We start from the raw sequence: 21,034 nt of genomic DNA on the forward strand, positions 1-21,034 counted from the left end.
ACCCGCTGTTAGTTTCGCCACATGACTCGAATGACCTTCGTGAACCTGCCCGTCAAGAGCGTCGACGCCACCCGCGAGTTCTTCAGCGCGCTGGGTTTCGGCTACGACGAGGCCTTCTCCGACGACAAGGCGCTGTGCATGGTCGTCAGCGACCAATCGCGCGTCCTGTTCCTGTCCGAACCCTTCTTCGCGGAGTTCACGCCCTCGGGGATAGCCGACACCTCCGCGGGCGCCGAGGTGATCACCTGCCTGAGCGCCGACAGCCGCGAGGACGTCGACCGGATCGCGGAGGCCGCCGCCGTGGCCGGGGCGACCCACGCCAGGAGTACCGAGCACACCGGCATGTACTCGCGCTCCTTCGCCGACCCCGACGGCCACCTGTGGGAGTTCCTGTACATGGACGCGACCGCCACCATCTCCTGAACGGCGGCGGGCGCGGGCTCCGGGACCCGCGCCCGCCGGTCGCGTCAGCGCACGGCGTCGCGCTCGTGGCGGACCCGGCCGTCGCGCAGCACGGTGCGCACGTTCGACTCAGGCGAGGCCAGGACCCCGATGTCGGCGAGCGGGTCGCCGTCGACCACCACGAGGTCGGCCCGCGCCCCGTCGCGCAGGGTGCCGACGACCCCCTCCAACCCCAGGAGCCGGGCGGCGTTGACGGTGGCGGCGCGCAGCACGTCCGCGGCGGGTTGGACCCGGCCGCGGATGGCGAACTCCTGGCTCTGGCGGTCCTGCATGCCGCCGAGCAGGTCGCTGCCGAAGACCAGGTTCACCCCGGCCTCGTGGGCCATGCGCAGGGCGTCCAGACCCCGGCTGAGCACGGTGTCCACCTTGGCCTGGCTGGCCGCGGGCAGCCCGTTGGCAGCCCCCTGGAGGGAGAGCTCCTGGTAGGTGACGAGGGTGGGCACCAGGTAGGCGTCGTGCTCCAGGAACAGCTCGACGCTGCTCTCGTCGATGAGGTTGCCGTGCTCGATGCAGCGCACGCCGAGCCGGAGCCCGCGGTTGACGGCACGGGCGGTGTAGGCGTGGCCGGTCACGTAGCGGTTGGCCGCCTCGGCCTCCTCCACCACGGCCCGGATCTCGTCCTCGGAGGACTGGGTGGAGTCGATGCGGTCGGTGGGGGAGGCCACACCGCCCGAGAGCATGATCTTGAGGTGGTGGGCGCCGGTGCGCAGCTGCTCGCGGGCCGCGCGGCGGAACTCCACGGGCCCGTCGCAGACGATGCCCGCCCCGGGGCAGCAGGCGTGGGTGTCGTTGCCCTGGCGTCCGGGCGCGCGGAAGTCGCCGTGGCCGCCGGTCTGCGACAGCGCCTTGCCGCCGAACATGAGTCGGGGGCCGTCGACGAGCCCCTCCTCGACCGCCCTGGCCAGACCCCAGTCGCCCCCGGCGACGTCGCGGACGGTGGTGAAGCCGCGCCTGAGCATGGCGCTCAGGGAACGGCCCGCGTAGCTGGCGACGTAGGAGGGCGACTCGTCCATCGCGGCGCCGAGGTCGGCGCTGAAGGCGGTCGGATGCACGTGGGCGTCGATCAGGCCCGGCATGAGGGTGGCCCCCGCCAGGTCCACGGTCGGTACCTGCGGGCCCACCTCGGGCGGGGTGCCCGGGCCGCTGCCCGCGATGAGGCCGTCCCGCACCAGGAGCCAGGAGCCGGGCGTCCGCGTCCCCGCCTCGGGGTCGAGCAGTCCGGCGCCCGTGAAGAGGATGTGCGGTTCTGACTGGCGGGTCATGGATACCTCCGTCGGGGTTCGCGTTGTTGCAATATATGTTGCATCACGGCGGAGGGGCCACCCCTCGGGGGTGGTATCGCTTGGGTGGCGGCGCGGTCCGGGGCGCCGGGACGGAGGGGTGATGGCGGACTGGATCGAGGCCGCGCTCGGCGGCGGACGCCTGGGGCGCGCGGCCGAGCGCGTGGTCAGGGTGCTGCGGGACGAGCCGAGGTTCGCCTCCTACGCGAGCACCGCCGAGCTCGCCGAACGGGCCGGGGTCAACGTCGCCACGGTCGTGCGGGCCGCGCAGGCCCTCGGTTTCACCGGCTGGCCCGCCCTGCGCGTCGAACTGCGCTCGCGCTACCTGGCCTCGCTCAGCGCCGGAGAGGTCCTGGCCGAGCACGCCGGGGCCGACGCCGACCCCGTGCGCGAGGCCTTCCGCGCCGACCGCGAGGGGCTGCGCGACCTGGAGCGGACCCTGGACCCCGCCCGGGTGCGCGCCCTGGCGGGCGCGGTGCACGGGGCGCGCCGGACGCGGGTGGTGGGCTCGGGCACCTTCGCGGCGCCGGGCGTGCAGCTCGCGCACGCCGCGGGGATCATGGGCTACGACGTGGAGCGCCTGGAGCTGGGGGGTACCGGCCTGGTCAGCGCGCTGGCGCGGATGGGCCCCGGCGACCTGCTGCTGGCGTGCGACCTGTGGCGGCTGCCGGTCGCGCTGCGGTCCGCGGCGCGGGTGGCCCGTGAGCGGTCGGTGCCGGTCGCGGTGATCACCGACCGCAGGGACTCCCCGCTGGTGGAGGGGGCGGACCACGTGTTGCTGGTGCCCAGCGAGGGCGTGGGCATGTTCCCCTCCCTCACCCCGGCGATGGCGGTCGTCCACGCGGTGCTGGCCGAGCTGGCCCGCGTCGGCGGGGACGCGGTGCTGGCGGCCGTGCGCGACACCGAGCGGCTCTGGGAGAGTTCGGAGCTCTTCTGAGTGACGCCGGGGGAAACGACCTGGGACGACGCGGTGACACCACTGTGACGTGATCAGGGTCACGTTCAATGCAATAAGTGTTGCACTTCACGCGGTGGGGCTGCTTACATGGCCCGGTCGGACCGCCTCCGCTGGCCGGTTCCCTCCGTGCACGTCCCCTGATCCCGAACCTCGCCGCGAAGGTGGCCCATGCAGACGACCCATCTCGTGATTCTCGCCGTGTACATCCTGGCCATGCTCGGGATCGCCCTCTACTTCGTGCGCTCGGGCAGGCTGCGCGGCGGCGACGACTTCCTGTTCGCCGGGCGCAGCCTCCCCCGCCCCGTCATGATCGCCACCATGCTGGTCACCTGGGTCGGCTCGGGGACCATCATCGGCGGCGCCAACTTCGCCTACACCTACGGCCCCATGGCGGGCATGGTCTTCTTCGCGGGGACGCCGCTGGGCATCCTGGTCCTGCTCCTGGCGGCCCGCCGGATCCGCCGGGCGTCCCGGCACACCATCCCCGAACTGCTGGAGGTGCGCTTCGGCATCGGCGTGCGCACCGTCGCCGCCGTGGTCACCACCATCGCCTTCCTGGGGCTGACCGCCTCGCAGTTCGTCGGCGGCGGGTACGTCGTCAGCCTGGTCACGCCGCTGTCCGCCACCCAGGGAACACTGTTCGTCGCGGTCGTCGTGACGCTGCTGACCGTCACCGGAGGCCTGTTCTCGGTCGCCTACACCGACTTCGTCTCGGCCATCCTCATCGTGCTCGGCCTGTTCGTGTCGCTGCCGCTGGTGTTCGCCGCGGTCGGCGGCCCCGGCGCCTACTGGGACGGCCTGCCCGAGCAGGCGACCACCTTCAGCGGTGGACTCACCGCCCTCCAGCTCCTCGGCTACTTCCTCCCGCTCTTCCTGCTGCTGCTCGCCGACCAGAACATGTACCAGCGCCTGGCCGCGGCCAAGGACGAGCGCGAGGCCCGCTCCTCGACCGCCGGCATGCTCGTCGGCAGTTTCTTCGTCTTCGTCCCCGTCGTGCTCCTCGCCACCGCCGCCGCGGTCCTCATGCCCGGCATCAACGGTGACATGGCGGTCCTGAGCCTGGCCTCCGAGGGCTATCTCCCTGCGGTGCTGGGCGGTCTGATCCTGGCCGGGGCGGTCGCCTTCGTCATCACGACCGGATCCTCGTACATGCTCTCCTGCGCCTCCAACGTCGCCTACGACCTGTACGCCCGCTTCGCCGGGGACGGCGCGGACGAGCGGCGCAAGCTCGTGGTCCAGCGCCTCTCGGTCCTGGGCATCGCCCTCGCGGGCCTCGCGCTGAGCCTGTTCTTCCCGACCGTGCTGGAGTTGCAGATGTACTCCTACACGGTCTACGGCGCCGCGATCACCCCGGTGGTCCTGTCGGTGCTGTTCTGGAAGCGCGCGACCACGGCGGGCGCCGTCGCCGCGCTGGTGGTCGGCGCCGCCACCACCATCGGGTGGCAGGTCGCCGGGACCCCGGGCGGCCTCAACGCGGTCATCGTCGCCCTGCCCTCCGCCCTGGTCGCGCTCGTCGTGGCCAGCCTGGTCACCAAGGCCCCCGACCCGGCGCGGGTGGCCGCGGCCGAGGCGCCCGCGCCCACCGGAACCGACGCCTGACACAGGCGGGGACCGCTCCCGACCGGGAGCGGCCCCCGTCCGCTTTCGCCCTTGGGCGACGCCACCTCAAGATGCCGGTGGAGGAGAAGTATCCCCTTCCGGAACCGGAACCCGGCCGGAGAACAGCATGGGCGCGAGAGCCTCGCGCAGGTCGTTCGTGGTGCGACTGATCTCGGCGTGCAGGCGGGCCTTGTCGTCCAGGGCGTGGAGCGCCGCCCCGACGGCACGTTGGACGGACAGGGGCGGCAGGGCGGTGGGAAGTGAGCGCAGGGTGCGTTGCGTGATGGACCTGACGGTGCTCCCGGAGGCGTGTCTGTCGATCCATCTCTGCACCGGTGGCAGAGCCAGGTAGTGCGTCAGGTAGACGGGATCGAGCTCCGGTGAGGGGCGCAGCCGCAGTATCTGGGTGCTGTAGAGCCAACCCCGCTGTTCGGGTGCGACGACGGCGAACCGGCCCAGGGTTCCCGTCCTCGTGCCGACGACGTCCCCGGCTGCGAGCAGGTAGCGGTCCAGGCGCGCGGCGACCGCATCGGCTACGCGCACTGTTTCGGCCCCGTCGACACGGCGGTCGCGGATGTCCCTCGGACGCACCAGGGGAGTTCCCCTGTCGGTGAACTCCCGACTGGACGTGCCCGCGCCGGACGGCCCGGCCTGGATCTCACAGACCTCGCCGAGCTGCTGTTCACGCCAGCCAGCGGGAAGAGGGCCGATCAGGGAATCCACCGGTGCACCTCCTTGAGCAGGTGGCGGACTCTGCTGTCGGTCTCGGGGACCTGGCCCTCCAGAGCACTGAGCCGCCTCGTCAGCTGGTTGAACCGCTCGGCCGCCTGCGCTCCGGCGCCTTCGGGGTCGTGGCCTGCCGTGACGTAGGACGGAGGATGGAGTGAGTGGTCCCGGTTCCGGATCTCGTCGATCCCCACCGCACGGCCCGGGGCTGGAAGTCCGTTCCCGAGTGCTTCTCCACGTTTCCATGAACGGTAGACGGCGTGTACGGCGTCGATGTCCGGGGGAAGGAGCACTCGGCGGGTCCGGGAGGCCATCGAACCCAGGTCGCCCGCGTCGATGAACAGCATCTCGGAACAGCGCCCTGCGGGACTGCGCAGCAGCCAGAGGCTCACCGGGATGCCCGTGGTCGGGAAGAGCTGACTGGGAAACGCCACCACGGCCTCCACGGCCCCGTCCTCGACCATGGCCGAGCGGATCCTGCGTTCGTCCGGGTGGTCGGAGAAGGCGGCGTTGGTCGGCATCAGGACACCGGCCCTGCCGTTCGGAGCGAGCATCGTCACGACGTGCTGAAGCCAGGCGAAGTTCGCGTTCGACTCCGGAGGGAGCCCGTAGGGGAAACAGCGTTCATCCCGACGGACGGGCGTGGGCCAGTCGAGTGGTGGGGATCCTGGAGGGCCGAAGACGGTCGGCAACCGCGCGTTGAAGGGTGGATTGGTGATGACGAGGTCGGCTGGGGAGAGGTCCGGGAGCAGCCCCGGCTCGACGGCCTCTGTCAGGAGGTCGGCTTCCACGCCGTGGATGCGGAGGTTCATCCCCGCGGTACGCGTTTGATCGGTGTGGCCCCCGGCGCCGCTGAGCCTGTGGGACGTGGCGGACGAACCGTTGCGCAGTCGCTTGTCCGCGGCGATCAGGAACTCCCCGGTCCGGCAGAACGGATCGTGGACGTGGGCGGAGGGCGCGGTGTCGGTGACGAGCAGTCCGACGACCGCCTCCACCAAGCTGTCGGGAGTGCGCAGGATTCCTGTGGACCTGTCCTCCTCCAGGATCGAGAGCAGGAGGTCGAAGGCGATGACCAGTTTCTCCGTGCGGTCATCGCCGGAACCGATGAGCGCGATGTTCCTGAGGGCCCTGTACGGGTCCTTCTTGCCCAGCGCGTCAAGAGAGAGGGAGAGGCGCGGGCGGAGGAGGGCCGTGACGTCGTCCGGCAGGTCTGTGGGACCGGACGGGGACTCGATGTGCAGCAGTAGTTCCCGCCAGGCGTCCGTGTGCTCCGCGTGCATGTACAGGAGGTCGAGAAGGAGGTAGCAGCTCTCGGAGGGGGGGAAGTACCCACGGAGTCCGTCCAGAGCGTGCCAGAGCAGGCGCTCGACCTCGCGGACGGTCTTGTCGAAACCCTCCCCTCCCGCGTCGGGTGCGGAGGAGGGAAGGGGTTCTCCCGTGCCTTGGGCCCTGATACTGGCGCGTACGCGGTCCGCGTAGGTGGTGCCGGTGGGCTCGTGCGGCTGTCGGGCGTTGACGGGTACGGCACGCGAGGACAGCCAGTCGGCGACCTGGTCGAGGTCGAACAGCTCCCGTTCGGCGTCCGCCGGTTCGGGGAAGTCGGGCCCGCGCTTGCGCCAGTTGGTGACCGCGGCGCGGCTGACCCCGGCGTACCTGGCCAGCTGCGCGCGCGACACCAGGGTCGGCCCTTCCTTGCTCACGATGGCCTCCTCAGGGGTTCGGCGGGAGTTCGCCCCGGCACATCTGCTCCTTGACCAGGAGCACTTCGGGGACCCGGTCCAGGTGCCTGATGCCGCTGGCCGCCTCCGAGTTGATGCAGGACAGGACGCGGTAGATCGTGCTGTGGTCGGCTTCCAGGTGGCGGTGGTGGATGGGCTCGTGGTGCATGATGCGGTTGCGGAAGGTGCGCAGGTAGTCCAGCTCCCTGCGCAGGTTCTCACGCGGCCCGCTGTAGGAGGGGAAGGCGCGGTGCAGGGCCGTTCGCCAGAGGCTGCGGTCATAGCGGGAAACCAGGAGGAAGGACCAGAAGCCGAAGGACAGTTCGGTGACGACGTCGTCCGGGGCCGCGAGGGAGCCCCTCCGGAGGCAGGTCTCCCTCGCCTGGTCCACGAGCTGGAGGCCTCTGGGATGGAGCGGGGCCGCGCGCCACCAGTCCGCCCGCTCGAAGTGGTCGGACAGCCGGTCGTGCATGGAGTTGCGCAGCGCCAGCTCGAGAACGTGCAGGGGGTGGTAGAAGGCAGCGGAGACGGCGACGTTCCAGTGGTACAGGCGGGCCGCCCTGGCAGCGTCTCCGCCGCAGCTGGCGATGTAGGGAGCCAGGCGCGGACGCGAGTAGACGGTGTACATCCACTCCGGCATGTCGTCGCTCAACAGGGCCTTCTTCCGTCTCGGTCGGGGGGGCGGGGGCTGTCTGCTCCGAGTTCCGCGTGGTAGCGTTGAGGACGTAAGCCCCGGGCCGCCTCTGCTCAGCACGCCACCCGGGGCACAGCTGTGTCCGGGGGCGGCACAGGTGCGGGGGCTCGGGAACCACGGGGTCCGCGTCGTCCAACTTGGTGTCCACGGTACAGGCGCGCGATGGAGAAGGCAAGCGCACTGCAATGCGTGAATTTTGTTAACACCATGGCGGTCGACTGGTTCCACGGCCATTCCCCTGGGATCTGGCCTGTTCAAGGGGGCATAGAGGGCAGAGGGCGTCAGTGTGCCGTTGCCTGCGAGCTTCCGCAGGGGGCATACCTCCATACTGTTAACAGAATGGGGGAGGTGCCCGCCAAGCCCGGTCCGGGGCCTGGCGCGGGTGGTTTCAGCACTCGATGACGTTGACGGCCAGGCCGCCGCGCGAGGTCTCCTTGTACTTGTCCATCATGTCGCGGCCGGTGTCGCGCATGGTCCGGATGACCTTGTCCAGCGACACGAAGTGGCTGCCGTCGCCGCGCAGCGCGATGCGCGCGGCGCTGATCGCCTTGACCGAAGCCAGCGCGTTGCGCTCGATGCACGGCACCTGCACCAGGCCGCCGATGGGGTCGCAGGTCAGCCCCAGGTTGTGCTCCATGGCGATCTCCGCGGCGTTCTCCACCTGGGCGGGGGTGCCGCCCAGCACCTCGGCCAGCCCGGCGGCGGCCATCGAGGAGGCCGAGCCCACCTCGCCCTGGCAGCCCACCTCGGCGCCCGAGATCGACGCGTTCTGCTTGAACAGGATGCCCACGGCCCCCGCGGTCAGCAGGAAGCGCACCACGCCCTCGTCGCCCGCGCCCGGACTGAAGTGCAGGTAGTAGTGCAGCACGGCGGGCACGATGCCCGCCGCCCCGTTGGTCGGCGCGGTCACCACGCGGCCGCCCGCGGCGTTCTCCTCGTTCACGGCCAGCGCGTAGAGCGTGATCCAGTCGCTGCCGCGCATGGGGTCGGAGTCCACCCCCGTCGGCGCCAGCAGGCCCGACTCGTCGCAGTTGCCGCCCAGCTGCCGGTACAGGCGGTGCGCCCGCCGGGGCACCTTCAGCCCGCCGGGCAGGCTGCCCTCGGTGTTCACCCCGCGGCGCACGCACTGGCGCATCGCCTCCCACAGCACGAGCAGCTCGGCGCGCACCTGCGCGGGGGAGCGGCCGAAGGCCCGCTCGTTGGCGAGCATGACCGCGCTGATCGACATCCCGGTGTCGGCGCAGATCCCCAGCAGTTCCTCGGCGCTGCCGAAGGGGTGGGGCACCTCGGTGTCGTCGGCCTTGATCCGGTCCGCGCCCGCCGCGCGCTCGTCCACGACGAACCCGCCGCCCACCGAGTAGTACACCTTCGCCGCCAGCTCGGATCCGGAGGAGTCCAGCGCCGTGAACCGCATCCCGTTGGGGTGGTCGGGCAGGCTCTCCCTGCGGCGGAAGTCCACGTCCACGGCCGAGTCGAAGGCCACCGGCGGACCCTCGGGCCCGCCCAGGTACAGGGTCCGCTCCTCGCGCACCCGCTCCACCAGCTCGGGGACCGCGTCCACGTCCACGTGCTCGGGGGTGTGCCCCATCAGTCCCAGGACCACCGCCCGGTCACTGCCGTGCCCCTTGCCGGTGAGCGCCAGGGAACCGTACAGCTCCGCGCGCACGTGGGCCACGCCGTCGAGCAGGCCCTCCTCGCGCAGTCCGGCCACGAACGTGCGCGCGGCCTTCATCGGCCCGACCGTGTGCGAGCTGGACGGTCCGATTCCGATCTTGAACAGGTCGAACACGCTGATGGCCATGGCTGTCCTCCTCGTCGAGTACAGGGCCCGGGGCATGAGGGTGCCGTGCGGGGCCGCCAGGCCCCGCACGGCGGGGCTCTACAGGTTCGGGTAGAGCGGGTACCTGGCGGTCAGCGCCTGGACCCGGCCGCGCAGCGCGGCCTCGTCGAACTCCGGCTTGAGCGCCTCGGCGATGACGTCCGCGACCTCGGCGAAGTCCTCGTCGCCCAGACCGCGGGTGGCCAGCGCCGGGGTGCCGATCCGCAGACCGGAGGTGACCATCGGCGGACGCGGGTCGTTGGGCACCGCGTTGCGGTTGACCGTGATCCCGATCGAGTGCAGGCGGTCCTCGGCCTCCTGGCCGTTGAGCTCGGAGTCCACCAGGTCCACCAGGACCAGGTGCACGTCCGTGCCCCCCGAGAGCACCTTCACGCCGACCTCGGCTGCGTCCGGCCGCGTCAGCCGCTCGGCGAGCAGCCTGGCGCCCGAGACCGTGCGGCGCTGCCGGTCGGCGAACTCCTCGCCCGCGGCGACCTTGAGGGCCACCGCCTTGGCCGCGATCACGTGCTCCAGCGGTCCGCCCTGCATGCCGGGGAACACCGCGGAGTTGATCTTCCTGCCCAGCTCCGCCTTGGACAGGATCATGCCGCCGCGCGGACCGCCCAGGGTCTTGTGCGTGGTCGTGGTGACCACGTCGGCGTGCGGCACCGGGTTGGGGTGCAGACCCGCCGCGACCAGACCGGCGAAGTGCGCCATGTCCACCATCAGGAGCGCGCCGACCGAGTCGGCGATCTTGCGGAAGCGGGCGAAGTCCAGCTGGCGCGGGTAGGCCGACCAGCCGGCGACGATCATCTTGGGCCGGTGCTCCTCGGCGAGCGCCTCGACCTCGTCGTAGTCGACGGTGCCGTCCTCGTCGCGCACGTGGTAGGCCACCGCGTTGAGGATCTTGCCGGAGTAGTTGATCTTCATGCCGTGGGTCAGGTGGCCGCCGTGGGCCAGGTCCAGGCCCAGGATGGTGTCACCCGGCTTGAGCAGCGCGAAGTACACGGCCGTGTTGGCCTGCGCGCCCGAGTGCGGCTGCACGTTCGCGTGCTCGGCGCCGAACAGCGCCTTGGCGCGGTCGATGGCGAGCTGCTCGACGACGTCGACGTGCTCGCACCCGCCGTAGTAGCGGCGGCCCGGGTACCCTTCCGCGTACTTGTTGGTCAGGACGGTGCCCTGCGCCTCGATCACCGCCTGGGGGGCGAAGTTCTCCGAGGCGATCATCTCCAGGGTGTCGCGCTGGCGGGCCAGCTCCGCGTCGACCGCGGCCGCCACCTCGGGATCCAGTTCGCCCAGCGTCTGGTTGAGCGTGTTGTCAGTAGCCATCGGGGGCCTACTCCTCGCCTTCGGTCAGCTTGGTGTACTCCTCGGCGGAGAGAAGGTCGGAGGGCTCCTCGGAGATCCGGGCCCTGAACAGCCAACCGTCCTCGAAGGGCGAGGAGTTGATGGTCTCGGGCTCGTTCTCCAGGATCGCGTTGACCTCGACGACCTCACCGCTCACGGGCGAGTAGACGTCGCTGACGGACTTGGTGGACTCCACCTCGCCGCACGGCTCGTCCGCGGACACCTCGCTGCCGACCTCGGGCACCTCGACGTAGACGATGTCGCCCAGGGACTCGGCGGCGAACGAGGTGATCCCTACGGTGGCGATCCCGTCCTCGACCACGACCCACTCGTGTTTGGCGGTGTAACCCAGCTCCGTGGGAACGCTCACTTCAACTCTCCTTGGAGGTGTTCCATTTTCCTGCCGCGCGCCCGTACGGCTGCCCGGCCCGGCCTACGCCCGGTCGCGCCCCGTGCGTGCGGGTCCCCTGTGGGGGGATCCCGCCGCGAGGGGCGTGCGGGCCTTCGGGGTGTGAAGGCCCCTGCTCCTACGACTGCCGCTTGTAGAACGGCAGCTCGACCACGTCGACGTCCTCGCCCCGCCCGCGCACGTCCACGGTGAACGCGCCGGTCGAGGTGTCGAGGTCGCCGTCCACGTAGGCCATGGCGATGGGGCGGCCCAGGGTGGGTGAGGGCGCGCCGCTGGTGATGGTTCCGACGGAGGTGCCGTCGCGCAGGACCTCCTGGCCCTGGCGCAGCGGGCGGCGCCCGCGCGCGACGAGGCCGATGAGGCGGCGGGGACGGGAGGAACGGGAGGCCTCCTCCAGGGCCGCGCGGCCCACGAAGTCGCCCTTGTCGAACTTCACGACCCGGCCCAGACCGGCGTCGAAGGGGGTGAGGTCGGCGGTCAGCTCCTGCCCGTACAGCGGCATCCCGGCCTCCATGCGCAGGGTGTCGCGTGCGGAGAGCCCGGCGGGGACGAGGCCGTGCCGCCCGCCCTCGGCCATGAGGGCCTCCCACACCCGGGGGGCCTTCTCCGCGGGGCTGACGAAGATCTCGAAACCGTCCTCGCCGGTGTAGCCGGTGCGGGCGAGCAGGACGGGCTCACCGGCGACGGTGTGCTCGTACCCGGCGTAGTAGCGGATGCCGTCCAGGTCGGCGTCGGTCAGCGGCGCCAGGACGTCGACGGCGCGCGGCCCCTGGACGGCGATCAGCGCGTACTCGGCCGACTCGTCGCGGACCTCGACGTCGAAGCCCGCGGCCCGCTCGGCCAGGGCCGGGGCGACGACCGCGGTGTTGGCGGCGTTGGCCACGACGAGGTACTCGTCCTCGCGCAGCCGGTAGACGATGAGGTCGTCCAGGACACCGCCGTCCTCGGCGGTGATCATGGAGTACCGGGCGCGTCCCACCTTGACCCGGGACAGGTGGCCGACCAGCGCGTGGTCGAGGGCCTGGGCGGCCTGCGGGCCGGTCAGCCGGATCTCGCCCATGTGGGAGAGGTCGAACAGGCCCGCGGCCTCGCGTACCGCACGGTGCTCGGCGGTCTCGCTGCCGTAGCGCAGCGGCATGAGCCACCCGGCGAAGTCGACGAGGGTGGCGCCGGCCTTCTCGTGGATCTCGCGCAGCGCTGTCGCGCGCGGCGCGGATGAGGCGTCTGACATGGGCACTCCCGAGAGGATGGGCGTCGTGACGTGCGTGGCGTTGCCATCCTCCCCCTCTGTCATCTGTGCCTGAGAGCTTCGCCGCGCGCTCGGCGCGGCTTGCACCTTCGGCGAGGGACGGCTGTCCCTGCTTTCCAGAGTGGTCTCGCCCGTACGGTCCGCTGTGCCTGAGAGGTTGTCTTCGGGGAGGGATTGCTCCTTCGGCGGCCCGCGCTGGATACGCGGGCACTCTCCCGTACGGGGTCAGCAACACGTTCAGCCTAGCAGCGGCCGTGAACGGCGCCCAAGGGCGCCCGGTGCGGTGCCGGTGCTCCCGCCGGAGCCCGTGAGCGGCCCCGTCGCGCGCCGTCCGCTCCGTGTCCGCCCTCCGCTCCCGGGCCGCCCGCGCCCGCTGCCCGCGTCCGCCGTGTCCTTGGGTCTTCGACACTCCGGCCGCGTCCGCCCTGGAGAGGGGAGGCGGGGATTAGCGTGTGCGGGGAGTACCGACCGGGGGGAGGGAGACGGATGCGAACCGACGCCGGGAGGGCGGCGCGCGGGGCGCGCTCGCTCGCGGCCGGATGCGTGCTGTCCCTGGCCGCGGGCACGGGGTGCGCCGGGGCCGTGGGCGGACCGCTGGAGCCGGACGGGCCCGCCCGGGAGGGGGCGGAGGCCGGGCCCCCGCCCCTGACGCGGGGCGACGTGGCCGCCGTCGAGCGCGAGGACCTGGAGCCGGTGTTCGCGGACGCGGGCGTCGAGGGCACCTTCGTGCTCCACGACGTGATGGAGCGGGAGGCGACCGTCGTGCAACCGGAGGAGGCCCGCGAGCGCACGGTCCCCGCGTCCACCTTCGGGCTCGTCAGCACCCTGGTCGGTCTCCAGACGGGCGCGGTCGGGGACGTCGACGAGGTGGTGCGGCCCCAGCCCGTCGACCGCTGGGAGCGGGGCACGGCCCTGCGCGAGGCGTTTCCCGCCTCGAACCTCCCCGTCTACCAGGAGGTGGCCCGCAGGGTCGGGCACGAGCCGATGGCGGCCTGGGTGGACCGGCTGGACTACGGCAACCGTTCGGTGGGCGAGGCGGGCGCGCTGGACCGGTTCTGGGTGGAGGGGCCGCTGGAGATCTCCGCGATGGAGCAGACCGCGTTCCTGGCGAGGCTGGCCCGAGACGAGCTGCCCGTGGACGACGCGCACCAGGAGGCGGTGCGCGAACTCGCCGCCCTGGAGGAGGGCGACGGCTACGCCCTCCACGGAAAGACGGGGTGGAGCGGGAAGGTCGACCCCGCGCAGGGCTGGTGGGTCGGTTGGGTCGAGCGCGGCGACGACCTGTACACGTTCGCGCTGCGCCTCGACCTGGAGGAGGACGGTTGCGCCGAGCTGTGCGAGTCGCTGGGACGGCAGATGCTCGTGGAGTTGGAGGTCCTGCCCGAGGAGGAACGCGCCGCCTGAGCGACGCGCGGGCCCCGCGACGCGCGTCGGCCCGCCCCCGTGGCGGGAGCGGGCCGATGCACGGAAGAGGGGCTGTTCCTGGGCGGGCCTCAGCGAAGCGGAGGTCCGAAGAGCACCACCTAGGCCTTGCGGCGCTGGCGCACGGCCTCGGCCAGCTGGGCCAGCACGTCCCCGGTGGTCTCCCAGCCCATGCACTTGTCGGTGATCGACTGGCCGTAGGTCAGGGAGGCGGGGTCGCCCAGCTTCTGGGCCCCCTCGACGATGAAGCTCTCCAGCATCACGCCGATGACTCCCTTCTGGCCTTCGGCGACCTGGGCGGCGATCGCGGCGGCCACACCGGGCTGACGGGTGTGGTCCTTGCCGCTGTTGGCGTGGCTGGCGTCGATCATCAGGCGGCGGGGCAGCCCGGCGCCCTCGATGACGTCCAGGGCGGCGTTGACCGGCCCGGCGTCGAAGTTGGGGCCGCTGCGGCCGCCGCGCAGGATGACGTGGCAGTCAGGGTTGCCCTCGGTGACGACCACCGAACCGGCGCCGGCCGGGTCGATCCCGAAGAAGGTGTGCGAGGCGGCGGCGGCGCCGACCGCGTCCACGGCCACCTGGACGTCGCCGTCGGTGCCGTTCTTGAAGCCCACGGGCGTGCTCAGGCCGCTGCTCAGCTGGCGGTGCACCTGGCTCTCGGTGGTGCGCGCCCCGATCGCGCCCCAGGAGACGACGTCGGCGATGTACTGCGGGGTGATGGGGTCGAGGAACTCGGTCCCGGCGGGCAGCCCGAGCGCGTTGATGTCCAGCAGCAGCTTGCGCGCGGTGCGCAGGCCGCGGTGCACGTCGTAGGTGTCGTCCAGGCCGGGGTCGTTGATCAGGCCCTTCCACCCGACGGTGGTGCGCGGCTTCTCGAAGTACACGCGCATCACGACGCAGAGCTCGTCGCGCAGGGAGGGCACCAGCTCCTTCAGGCGGCGGGCGTAGTCCATGGCGGACTCGGGGTCGTGCACCGAGCAGGGGCCCACGACGACCAGCAGGCGGTCGTCCTCACCGTCCAGCACCCGCTTGACCTCGGCGCGTGACTCCTCGACCAGGGCGCTGCGCTCGGGACCCAGCGGAAGCTCGGCCAGCAGGTCCCGGGGGGCGATGAGCGGCTTGTAACTGGCCACCCGTGTGTCGTTCGTGCTCGGCATGGTGTTCCCCTCGGGTCCCGTCTGTCGTGTTTTCCGCTGTCGCCACGAAAACCGTCTTATGAAAACAGTAGCGCGGACGGTTCGGCGCTCTGCGGGCGCGTCGGCCGGCACGGTTCACGTGACAGAAAACACCACACCGGTTTCGGGCGCCGAAAAGCGTCTCATTTCGTGAGACGGTATTTTCCCGGTTCCCGCGGTCATTTCCGCCGGGGGCTGCTCCGGCGCCCGCTCGGTCACCGCCCCGACCCCGGGAGGTCCTCCTCCCAGTACTCGCGCGGGTTGCGCGCGCCGTCGGTGACCGTGCCGCGCTCGGCCTCGGCCCGACGCAGCTGCACGCGACGGATCTTACCGGAGACGGTCTTGGGCAGTTCGCCGAACTCCAGGCGGCGCACCCTCTGGTGCGGTGACAGGCGCTCGCGCGCGTGGGCCAGGATCGACCGGGCGGTCTCGGCGTCCGGGGCCACCCCTGCGGCCAGGGTCACGTACGCCTTGGCCACCGCCAGCCGCAGCGGGTCGGGGGAGGGGACCACGGCCGCCTCGACCACGTATTCGTGCTCGACCAGAACGCTTTCGAGTTCGAATGGTGAGATGCGGTAATCTGAGGCCTTGAACACATCGTCGGATCGACCGATATAGGTAATGTAACCGTTCGAATCCCGGCTGGCGATGTCACCGGTGCGGTAGCGGCCCCCGCGGATCACCTCGCGGCTGAGGTCGGGGTTGTCGGCGTAGCCTTTCATCACCCCCACCGGTTCCCGGGCCAGGTCCACGCAGATCTGCCCGGTGTCGGCGGCCTCGTCGGTGGCCGGGTCCGCCAGCACCACGTCGTAGCCCGGCATCTCGCTCCCCATCGAACCGCGCACCACCTCCTGGCCGGGGCCGTTGCCCAGCAGCACGGTCGTCTCGGTCTGCCCGAACCCGTCGCGCACGGTCACTCCCCACGCCTCACGCACGCGGTCCACCACCTCGGGGTTGAGGGGTTCCCCGGCGGCCACCGCCTCGCGCAGCCCCACGGCCCACGCGGCGGGGCCGGCCTGCACCAGCATCCGCCACACCGTCGGCGGCGCGCACAGCGTGTCCACCCCGCAGCGCACGACCGCGTCCAGCAGCCCCGCCGCGTCGAAGCGCTCCTGGTTGACGACCAGCACCGTCGCCTCGGCGTTCCACGGGGCGAACACGCTGCCGTAGGCGTGCTTGGCCCACCCCGGCTCGGACACGTTGAGGTGGACGTCGCCCGGTCGCACGCCCAGCCAGTACATGGTCGACAGGTGCCCCACCGGGTACGAGCGCTGGGTGTGCACGACCAGCTTGGGCAGGGCGGCGGTGCCGGAGGTGAAGTACAGCAGCAGGGGGTCGTCGGGATGGGTGGGGTGCGGGGGGTGGAAGTCCAGACCGGCGTGCTCGGAGTCGGCGTAGTTCAGCCACCCCTCCATGTAGCCCGTGCAGATCCGCGTCCAGTGCCCCCGCAGCGGGGCGAACTTCTCGGTCTCGGCGGCCGAGCACACCACGTGCGCGATCTCGCCGCGCTCCAACCGGTCCAGCAGGTCGCTCTCGGACAGGGAGGTGGGGGTCGGACAGACCACGGCGCCGAGCTTGGCCGCGGCGAGCAGGGTCTCCCACAGCTCCACCTGGCTGCCGAGCATCAGCAGGATCCGGTCGCCCGGGTGCACGCCCTGGTTGTTGAGCCAGTTGGCCACCTGGCCGGAGCGCTCCGACATCCGCCGGTAGGTGTACCTGGTCTGGCCGCCGTCCTCCTCCACGATCCACAGCGCCGTCCGGTCCGGACGCCGCTCGGCCACCTCGTCGAAGTAGTCCAGCGCCCAGTTGAACCGGTCCGACCGGGGCCAGGTGAACTCCCGGTGCGCCCTCTCCTGGTCCTCGCGCAGGTCCAGGAGCAGGTCCCGGGCGGCGCGGAACTCGGCCGCGCCCGCGGCTGCCGTCTCTCTCGACATGTGGCGACCTCCGGTTCAGGGACAGGGCGCCGACCGCACTGTCCGCCGGTCCCGCCCGGGCGGGGCGGTGCAACGGGTGTGCCCCGCTGGTCCTACCCGGGATGCGCTGCAGCGACGCCTCACCCGCGGTGGAGGCCGCGGCGGACGGGGATCCGAGGCGGTGACGCGCCTCCGGGAGGGCGGCGTCCGGTTCCGGAGCGCCCTCTCCCCCGCACCCGGTGCGGCCGACCGTCCCGCGCCCCCTCACGCGGGGCCCTCTGGCTCTAGGATGTGTGGATATGGAGGAACTTCGCGGACACCACGGGATCTGGCGGATCGACGACGAGACGATTCGTATCCGCTTCGACTCCGGCCGCAAGGTGCCCACCCTCTTCCGGTCGCTGGGCGGCTGCGCGGTTCCGATGACCGCCGTCCGCGAGGTCGACTTCGACCGGGGCAGCCGCAAGCAGGGGTGGCGGCTCCGGCTGAGGCTGGTGGAGGGCGCCGACCCCTACGCGCTCCTGGGCGTCCCCGGCCGGGACGTGCCCACCCCGCTGCTGATCACCGGCCCGCACGAGGGCGAACTCCTCGCCGAGTACTACTCCGAGCGGGTCGCCGCCTCGGCCCGCTTCGCCCGCGAGACCCTGACCGAGGAACCCGACCCGCGCGAGGTGGCCAGAGGGCTGGTGGCCCGGCCCCCGCTCCAGGTCCGCACCGCCGAGGGGTCGGCCTCCTTCGACGGCACCCGCGTGCGCTTGCAGTGGGACGGCTGGCTGGCCAGCACGGCCAAGGAGAAGGAGAAGTCCCGCGACTACCGGCTCTCCGAGATCGAGACCGCCCACTGGCACCCGCCGGTCGACGTCACCGAGGGCCACCTGCGCATCGTGCTGCGCGGGGTGACCATCCCCGAGGCCACGGCGCTGGACAACGACTTCTTCACGCTCGCCTCGCACGGGACCAAGGGCAGCGAGGAGACCCTGCTGATGGCCGCCACCGTCAACGCCCACGTCGCGGCGGCGCGGGAGGCCCAGGCGGGGACCGGGGAGCTCACCGCGGCGGCCGACGACGGCAGCGAGGCGGTCTTCGCCAAGATCCGCGAGCTCGGGCGGCTGCACGCCGAGGGGCTGCTCACCGACGAGGAGTTCAGCGCCAAGAAGGCCGAACTCCTCGACCGGCTCTGACCGGTCGGCCCCCCACCGGGCGCCCGGGTACTCCCGGCCGCGGCGCCCGACTCCGCCGGGGTCCCCCGGGGAGGAACCACGTCCACGAAAGGGCCCACGCTTTGCGTACCTTGTACCCGCCCATCGAGCCGTACGACTCGGGGATGCTCGACGTCGGCGACGGACACCGCGTCTACTGGGAGCTGTGCGGCAACCCCGCGGGCAAGCCCGTGGTGTTCCTGCACGGCGGTCCCGGCGGCGGATGCGTGCCCGACCACCGCAGGCTCTTCGACCCGGAGCGGTACCGGATCCTGCTGTTCGACCAGCGCAACTGCGGCCGCTCCACCCCGCACGCCAGCCAGATGGACACCGACCTGTCCACCAACACCACCTGGACGCTGGTGCAGGACATGGAGCGGCTGCGCGAGATGATCGGCGCGGAGTCCTGGCAGGTCTTCGGCGGGTCCTGGGGCAGCTGCCTGGCGCTGGCCTACGCCCAGCGCCACCCCGAGCGCGTCAGCGAGCTGGTCGTGCGCGGCATCTTCACCCTGCGCGAGAGCGAGCTGCGCTGGTTCTACCAGGAGGGCGCCTCCCAGCTCTTCCCGGACCTGTGGGAGTCCTACCTGGCGCCCATCCCCGAGGAGGAGCGCGGGGACCTCGTCGCCGCCTACGCGCGCCGGCTGAACTCGCCCGACCGGGAGGAGCGCCTGGCCGCCGCGCGCTCGTGGAGCGTGTGGGAGGGGTCCACGGTCACCCTGCTGCCCAACCACGAGCTGCGCGAGCACCACGCGGACGAGGACTACGCGCTGGCCTTCGCGCGGATCGAGAACCACTACTTCGTCAACCGCGGGTTCCTCACACCGAACCAGCTCATCGACGGGGCGGAGGCGATCCGGCACATCCCCGGCGTGATCGTGCAGGGCCGCTACGACGTGTGCACCCCGGCCCGCACCGCCTACGACCTGCACAAGGCATGGCCGGAGGCGGACTTCCACATCGTGGACGACGCCGGGCACGCGTTCAGCGAGCCCGGCATCCTGGACCACCTGATCGAGGCGACCGACCGCTTCGCGAAGTAACCCGGGCGCGGGCGGCCCGGCCCCGGGACGGGCGGGAGGGCCGCCCCGGCTCTTCGGAAGAGGCGCGGAGTGCGGGGAGCCCCCGCGCCCCGCGTCCCCGGCCGGTCCGGTCGTCCACGAACGCGGCGGGAGCCGTGCGCGGGAGGAACCGCGCGAGGCGCCCGCCACGCTCCCTAGTGGCCGCGCTCGTAGGAGCAGCTCATCCCGGCCTGGCCGCCGATCTCGAACAGGCCCAGATCGGCCAGCTGCCGGACCCCCCGGTGACGGGACAGGTTCCATGACGCGAACCCGGTGTCGTCGGACTCCTCCACGAGGTTCTGGAAGCCCACCAGGGCGCAGTCGCGGTCGTTGCCCTCCAGTTCGACCAGACCGGGGATCGCGTCGGCGGACAGGTCGCGCAGGTACCAGGTGTCGACCGTGGTCAGGTCCAGGTCCTGGTGGCTCTCGGCGATACGCAGGTCCGGGTTGCCGTAGGCGAACACGGCCAGGGCCGCTCCGGCCAGGGCGGCCGTGGCACGGGGCAGCCAGGCCGCCGACCGGCCCAGGGTGTTGAGCGCACCCGCCGCGAGCAGCAGGCCGAACACCCCCGCGCTCCACATGATCCACGCCTCGGCGCTGGCCCGCATCCGGGTCAGCCCGTAGGCGTCGATGTACAGCTGCAGGCGCATCATCGCCGAGGCGAGGATGACCAGGGTGAGCGTGCACAGCAGCCCGAGCAGGGTGTTGCGCAGGACGCGGGTGGTGCTGGAGGGCAGGACGCGCACGACCACCGCGATGACGCACAGGACGAGCAGGCTGACCACGACCAGCTGGAAGAAGCCCTGGCGTGCGTACTCGGCGTAGGTGACCCCGGCGACGCGCTGGACGTACTCGTCGCCGCCGAACATGGCGACGGCCTGGACCGCGAGGAACGCGGTGAACAGGAGGAGCAGGGCGCTGAGCGGGATCGTCCACACCCACACCGGCAGGGGAGTCCGCTCGGGGGAGGGGCCCGTGGGGACGGGGTCCGCGGGGGCGGTGTGGGCGGCGGGCCTCGGCGTGTGGCGGCGGCGCGCGGTCAGCACGGCGGATCCGGTGAGGAGCATAGCCGTCGCCATGGCGAACAGGTCGCCGACCGGGTTGAGGTCGCTCTCCAGGAGCAGGTCGGTGAACATCCGGCTCAGGTAGCTGCCGAACACCGGGTCGGCGAAGGCGAAGAGCACGCCGAAGACGAGCAGCAGGCCGACCGTGGCCACCGTGGTGGCCAGGACCGGCCCGGCCAGGCGGCGGGACCGCCTGCCCTGGAGCGGCGCGGTCAGGAACCGCGGTGTGGAGGGCAGGTTGCGGAACAGGGCGAGCGAGCCGGCGAGGACGCCCACCGCGCCCTGGCGGGAGGCGGGGCCGCGCGCGGCGAAGGCCATCGAGGCGAGGAGGAAGGACGCGGTCAGGGTCCAGAAGAGCACCCAGCCCGCGTCGCGGAACACCGCCGTGAACAGCAGGACGGCGGCGAGCACGCCGTATACCGCCGACCAGGCGTAGGAGTGGCGGTCGGGTGTGGGCTCGGGGTCGGGAGCAGGGGCGGGTGTGGCTTGAGAGGCGGGTCGGGGGGCGGTGGCGTGTGCGGCTGTGGGGTGGGAGAGGGGCGGAGGTGAGGGTGCGGCGGCTGGAGTGGCCTCAGCGGTTTCAGAAGCCTCAGCAGTTTTGCCAGCTCCGGTGGGCCCTGTCCTGGTGGCCTCGCCGGTCCCAGCGGCCTCGGTGGCCTCTGGGTTCCCGGTTGTACCGTCGGACGCGACCGGCCCAGGGAGCTCGGGGGCGGAGGCGGTTCTGGCGTCATCCCCGCTCCCGGACGGCTCAGGTGCCTCAGAGGCGCTCGGCGCGGAACCCTCATCAGCCTCTGGGGCACCCGTGTCCCCAGAGGTCATACTCCCTGGCGTACCTGTTCCGCTGCTGTCGGAATCGCTGCCCTCCGCGGGCTCGGATGTCCCTCCCTCCTCAGCCGAGGGACTGGTCGCGGAAGCCTCGTGGTCCCCCCCGGTCCCGGAGAC

Annotated in this window: 17 protein-coding genes and 1 riboswitch; of the genes, 6 read left to right on the top strand and 11 right to left on the bottom strand. The window is 71.9% G+C overall.

The genetic code is table 11. From position 1 onward, the window contains the following. Positions 1-21: 21 nt before the first annotated feature. On the top strand, positions 22-423 hold the full coding sequence (locus HGB44_RS25965; RefSeq protein ID WP_210752176.1) for a VOC family protein: 402 nt from the start codon (positions 22-24) through the stop codon (positions 421-423). A 44-nt stretch (positions 424-467) separates the two neighbouring features. Here HGB44_RS25965 and HGB44_RS25970 read toward each other — a convergent pair whose 3' ends face one another. Next, positions 468-1,724: a metal-dependent hydrolase family protein gene (locus tag HGB44_RS25970; protein WP_061080605.1), complete on the bottom strand. Its 1,257-nt coding sequence runs from the start codon at positions 1,722-1,724 to the stop codon at positions 468-470. A gap of 121 nt (positions 1,725-1,845) precedes the next feature. Between HGB44_RS25970 and HGB44_RS25975 the strand changes: the two genes are divergently transcribed. Then, on the top strand, positions 1,846-2,679 hold the full coding sequence (locus HGB44_RS25975; protein ID WP_061080606.1) for a MurR/RpiR family transcriptional regulator: 834 nt from the start codon (positions 1,846-1,848) through the stop codon (positions 2,677-2,679). A gap of 189 nt (positions 2,680-2,868) precedes the next feature. Then, a complete protein-coding gene (locus HGB44_RS25980; protein ID WP_061080607.1) occupies positions 2,869-4,299 on the top strand; it encodes a sodium:solute symporter family protein in 1,431 nt (476 codons plus the stop codon). A 66-nt stretch (positions 4,300-4,365) separates the two neighbouring features. On the opposite strand, the gene HGB44_RS25985 is transcribed toward HGB44_RS25980, so the two are convergent. The 7 genes from HGB44_RS25985 to gcvT all read right to left on the bottom strand — a co-directional run bounded on the left by HGB44_RS25985 (position 4,366) and on the right by gcvT (position 12,243). Next, positions 4,366-5,022 carry a restriction endonuclease subunit S gene (locus tag HGB44_RS25985; RefSeq protein ID WP_061080608.1) on the bottom strand — a complete coding sequence of 219 codons (657 nt, stop codon included), beginning with the start codon at positions 5,020-5,022 and terminating at the stop codon, positions 4,366-4,368. After that, entirely contained in the window at positions 5,010-6,725 is a 1,716-nt protein-coding gene (locus HGB44_RS25990) for an N-6 DNA methylase (protein WP_061080609.1), read from the bottom strand. The genes HGB44_RS25985 and HGB44_RS25990 overlap by 13 nt, the downstream gene beginning before the upstream one ends. Positions 6,726-6,735: 10 nt before the next feature. Then, the gene (locus tag HGB44_RS25995; protein ID WP_061080610.1) at positions 6,736-7,395 is read right to left on the bottom strand and encodes a hypothetical protein; all 660 of its coding nucleotides are present in this window, start codon (positions 7,393-7,395) and stop codon (positions 6,736-6,738) included. 430 nt (positions 7,396-7,825) lie between these two features. Then, entirely contained in the window at positions 7,826-9,238 is a 1,413-nt protein-coding gene (locus tag HGB44_RS26000; protein WP_061080611.1) for an L-serine ammonia-lyase, read from the bottom strand. A 78-nt stretch (positions 9,239-9,316) separates the two neighbouring features. Continuing rightward, the gene (gene glyA, locus HGB44_RS26005) at positions 9,317-10,585 is read right to left on the bottom strand and encodes a serine hydroxymethyltransferase (protein ID WP_061080612.1); all 1,269 of its coding nucleotides are present in this window, start codon (positions 10,583-10,585) and stop codon (positions 9,317-9,319) included. A gap of 7 nt (positions 10,586-10,592) precedes the next feature. Continuing rightward, the gene (gene gcvH / locus HGB44_RS26010) at positions 10,593-10,973 is read right to left on the bottom strand and encodes a glycine cleavage system protein GcvH (RefSeq protein ID WP_061080613.1); all 381 of its coding nucleotides are present in this window, start codon (positions 10,971-10,973) and stop codon (positions 10,593-10,595) included. A 157-nt stretch (positions 10,974-11,130) separates the two neighbouring features. Then, a complete protein-coding gene (gene gcvT, locus HGB44_RS26015; protein WP_061080614.1) occupies positions 11,131-12,243 on the bottom strand; it encodes a glycine cleavage system aminomethyltransferase GcvT in 1,113 nt (370 codons plus the stop codon). Between the two features lie 144 nt (positions 12,244-12,387). Beyond that, a riboswitch (glycine riboswitch) is annotated at positions 12,388-12,489 on the bottom strand. A 258-nt stretch (positions 12,490-12,747) separates the two neighbouring features. On the opposite strand from gcvT, the gene HGB44_RS26020 reads away from it, so the two are divergent. Further along, positions 12,748-13,665, top strand: a complete 918-nt coding sequence (locus HGB44_RS26020) for a penicillin-binding transpeptidase domain-containing protein (RefSeq protein ID WP_061080615.1) — start codon at positions 12,748-12,750, stop codon at positions 13,663-13,665. 119 nt (positions 13,666-13,784) lie between these two features. Here the strand turns inward: HGB44_RS26020 and HGB44_RS26025 are convergent, their stop codons facing one another. Next, on the bottom strand, positions 13,785-14,840 hold the full coding sequence (locus HGB44_RS26025; protein WP_061080616.1) for a 3-deoxy-7-phosphoheptulonate synthase: 1,056 nt from the start codon (positions 14,838-14,840) through the stop codon (positions 13,785-13,787). 233 nt (positions 14,841-15,073) lie between these two features. Further along, the gene (locus HGB44_RS26030) at positions 15,074-16,792 is read right to left on the bottom strand and encodes an AMP-binding protein (RefSeq protein WP_061080617.1); all 1,719 of its coding nucleotides are present in this window, start codon (positions 16,790-16,792) and stop codon (positions 15,074-15,076) included. A 278-nt stretch (positions 16,793-17,070) separates the two neighbouring features. On the opposite strand from HGB44_RS26030, the gene HGB44_RS26035 reads away from it, so the two are divergent. Both HGB44_RS26035 and pip read left to right on the top strand, forming a co-directional pair. Continuing rightward, positions 17,071-17,952, top strand: coding sequence for a DUF4429 domain-containing protein (locus tag HGB44_RS26035; protein WP_061080618.1), 882 nt, complete (start codon positions 17,071-17,073; stop codon positions 17,950-17,952). A 101-nt stretch (positions 17,953-18,053) separates the two neighbouring features. Next, positions 18,054-19,010 carry a prolyl aminopeptidase gene (gene pip, locus HGB44_RS26040; protein WP_061080619.1) on the top strand — a complete coding sequence of 319 codons (957 nt, stop codon included), beginning with the start codon at positions 18,054-18,056 and terminating at the stop codon, positions 19,008-19,010. Positions 19,011-19,183: 173 nt separating this feature from the next. Here the strand turns inward: pip and HGB44_RS26045 are convergent, their stop codons facing one another. Then, positions 19,184-20,503 carry a DUF4153 domain-containing protein gene (locus HGB44_RS26045; protein WP_061080620.1) on the bottom strand — a complete coding sequence of 440 codons (1,320 nt, stop codon included), beginning with the start codon at positions 20,501-20,503 and terminating at the stop codon, positions 19,184-19,186. Between the last annotated feature and the right edge of the window lie 531 nt (positions 20,504-21,034).

Origin of the sequence: Nocardiopsis alborubida (genome assembly GCF_012396365.1) — a bacterium.
Lineage (GTDB): Bacteria > Actinomycetota > Actinomycetes > Streptosporangiales > Streptosporangiaceae > Nocardiopsis > Nocardiopsis alborubida.

What these genes read in the sequence shown, in the direction of transcription:
- HGB44_RS25965 (WP_210752176.1), top strand. Translation starts at nt 22, where the DNA reads ATGACTCGAATGACCTTCGTGAACCTGCCCGTCAAGAGCGTCGACGCC.
- HGB44_RS25970 (WP_061080605.1), bottom strand. Translation starts at nt 1,724, where the DNA reads ATGACCCGCCAGTCAGAACCGCACATCCTCTTCACGGGCGCCGGACTG.
- HGB44_RS25975 (WP_061080606.1), top strand. Translation starts at nt 1,846, where the DNA reads ATGGCGGACTGGATCGAGGCCGCGCTCGGCGGCGGACGCCTGGGGCGC.
- HGB44_RS25980 (WP_061080607.1), top strand. Translation starts at nt 2,869, where the DNA reads ATGCAGACGACCCATCTCGTGATTCTCGCCGTGTACATCCTGGCCATG.
- HGB44_RS26000 (WP_061080611.1), bottom strand. Translation starts at nt 9,238, where the DNA reads ATGGCCATCAGCGTGTTCGACCTGTTCAAGATCGGAATCGGACCGTCC.
- glyA (WP_061080612.1), bottom strand. Translation starts at nt 10,585, where the DNA reads ATGGCTACTGACAACACGCTCAACCAGACGCTGGGCGAACTGGATCCC.
- gcvT (WP_061080614.1), bottom strand. Translation starts at nt 12,243, where the DNA reads ATGTCAGACGCCTCATCCGCGCCGCGCGCGACAGCGCTGCGCGAGATC.
- HGB44_RS26020 (WP_061080615.1), top strand. Translation starts at nt 12,748, where the DNA reads ATGCGAACCGACGCCGGGAGGGCGGCGCGCGGGGCGCGCTCGCTCGCG.
- HGB44_RS26025 (WP_061080616.1), bottom strand. Translation starts at nt 14,840, where the DNA reads ATGCCGAGCACGAACGACACACGGGTGGCCAGTTACAAGCCGCTCATC.
- HGB44_RS26030 (WP_061080617.1), bottom strand. Translation starts at nt 16,792, where the DNA reads ATGTCGAGAGAGACGGCAGCCGCGGGCGCGGCCGAGTTCCGCGCCGCC.
- HGB44_RS26035 (WP_061080618.1), top strand. Translation starts at nt 17,071, where the DNA reads ATGGAGGAACTTCGCGGACACCACGGGATCTGGCGGATCGACGACGAG.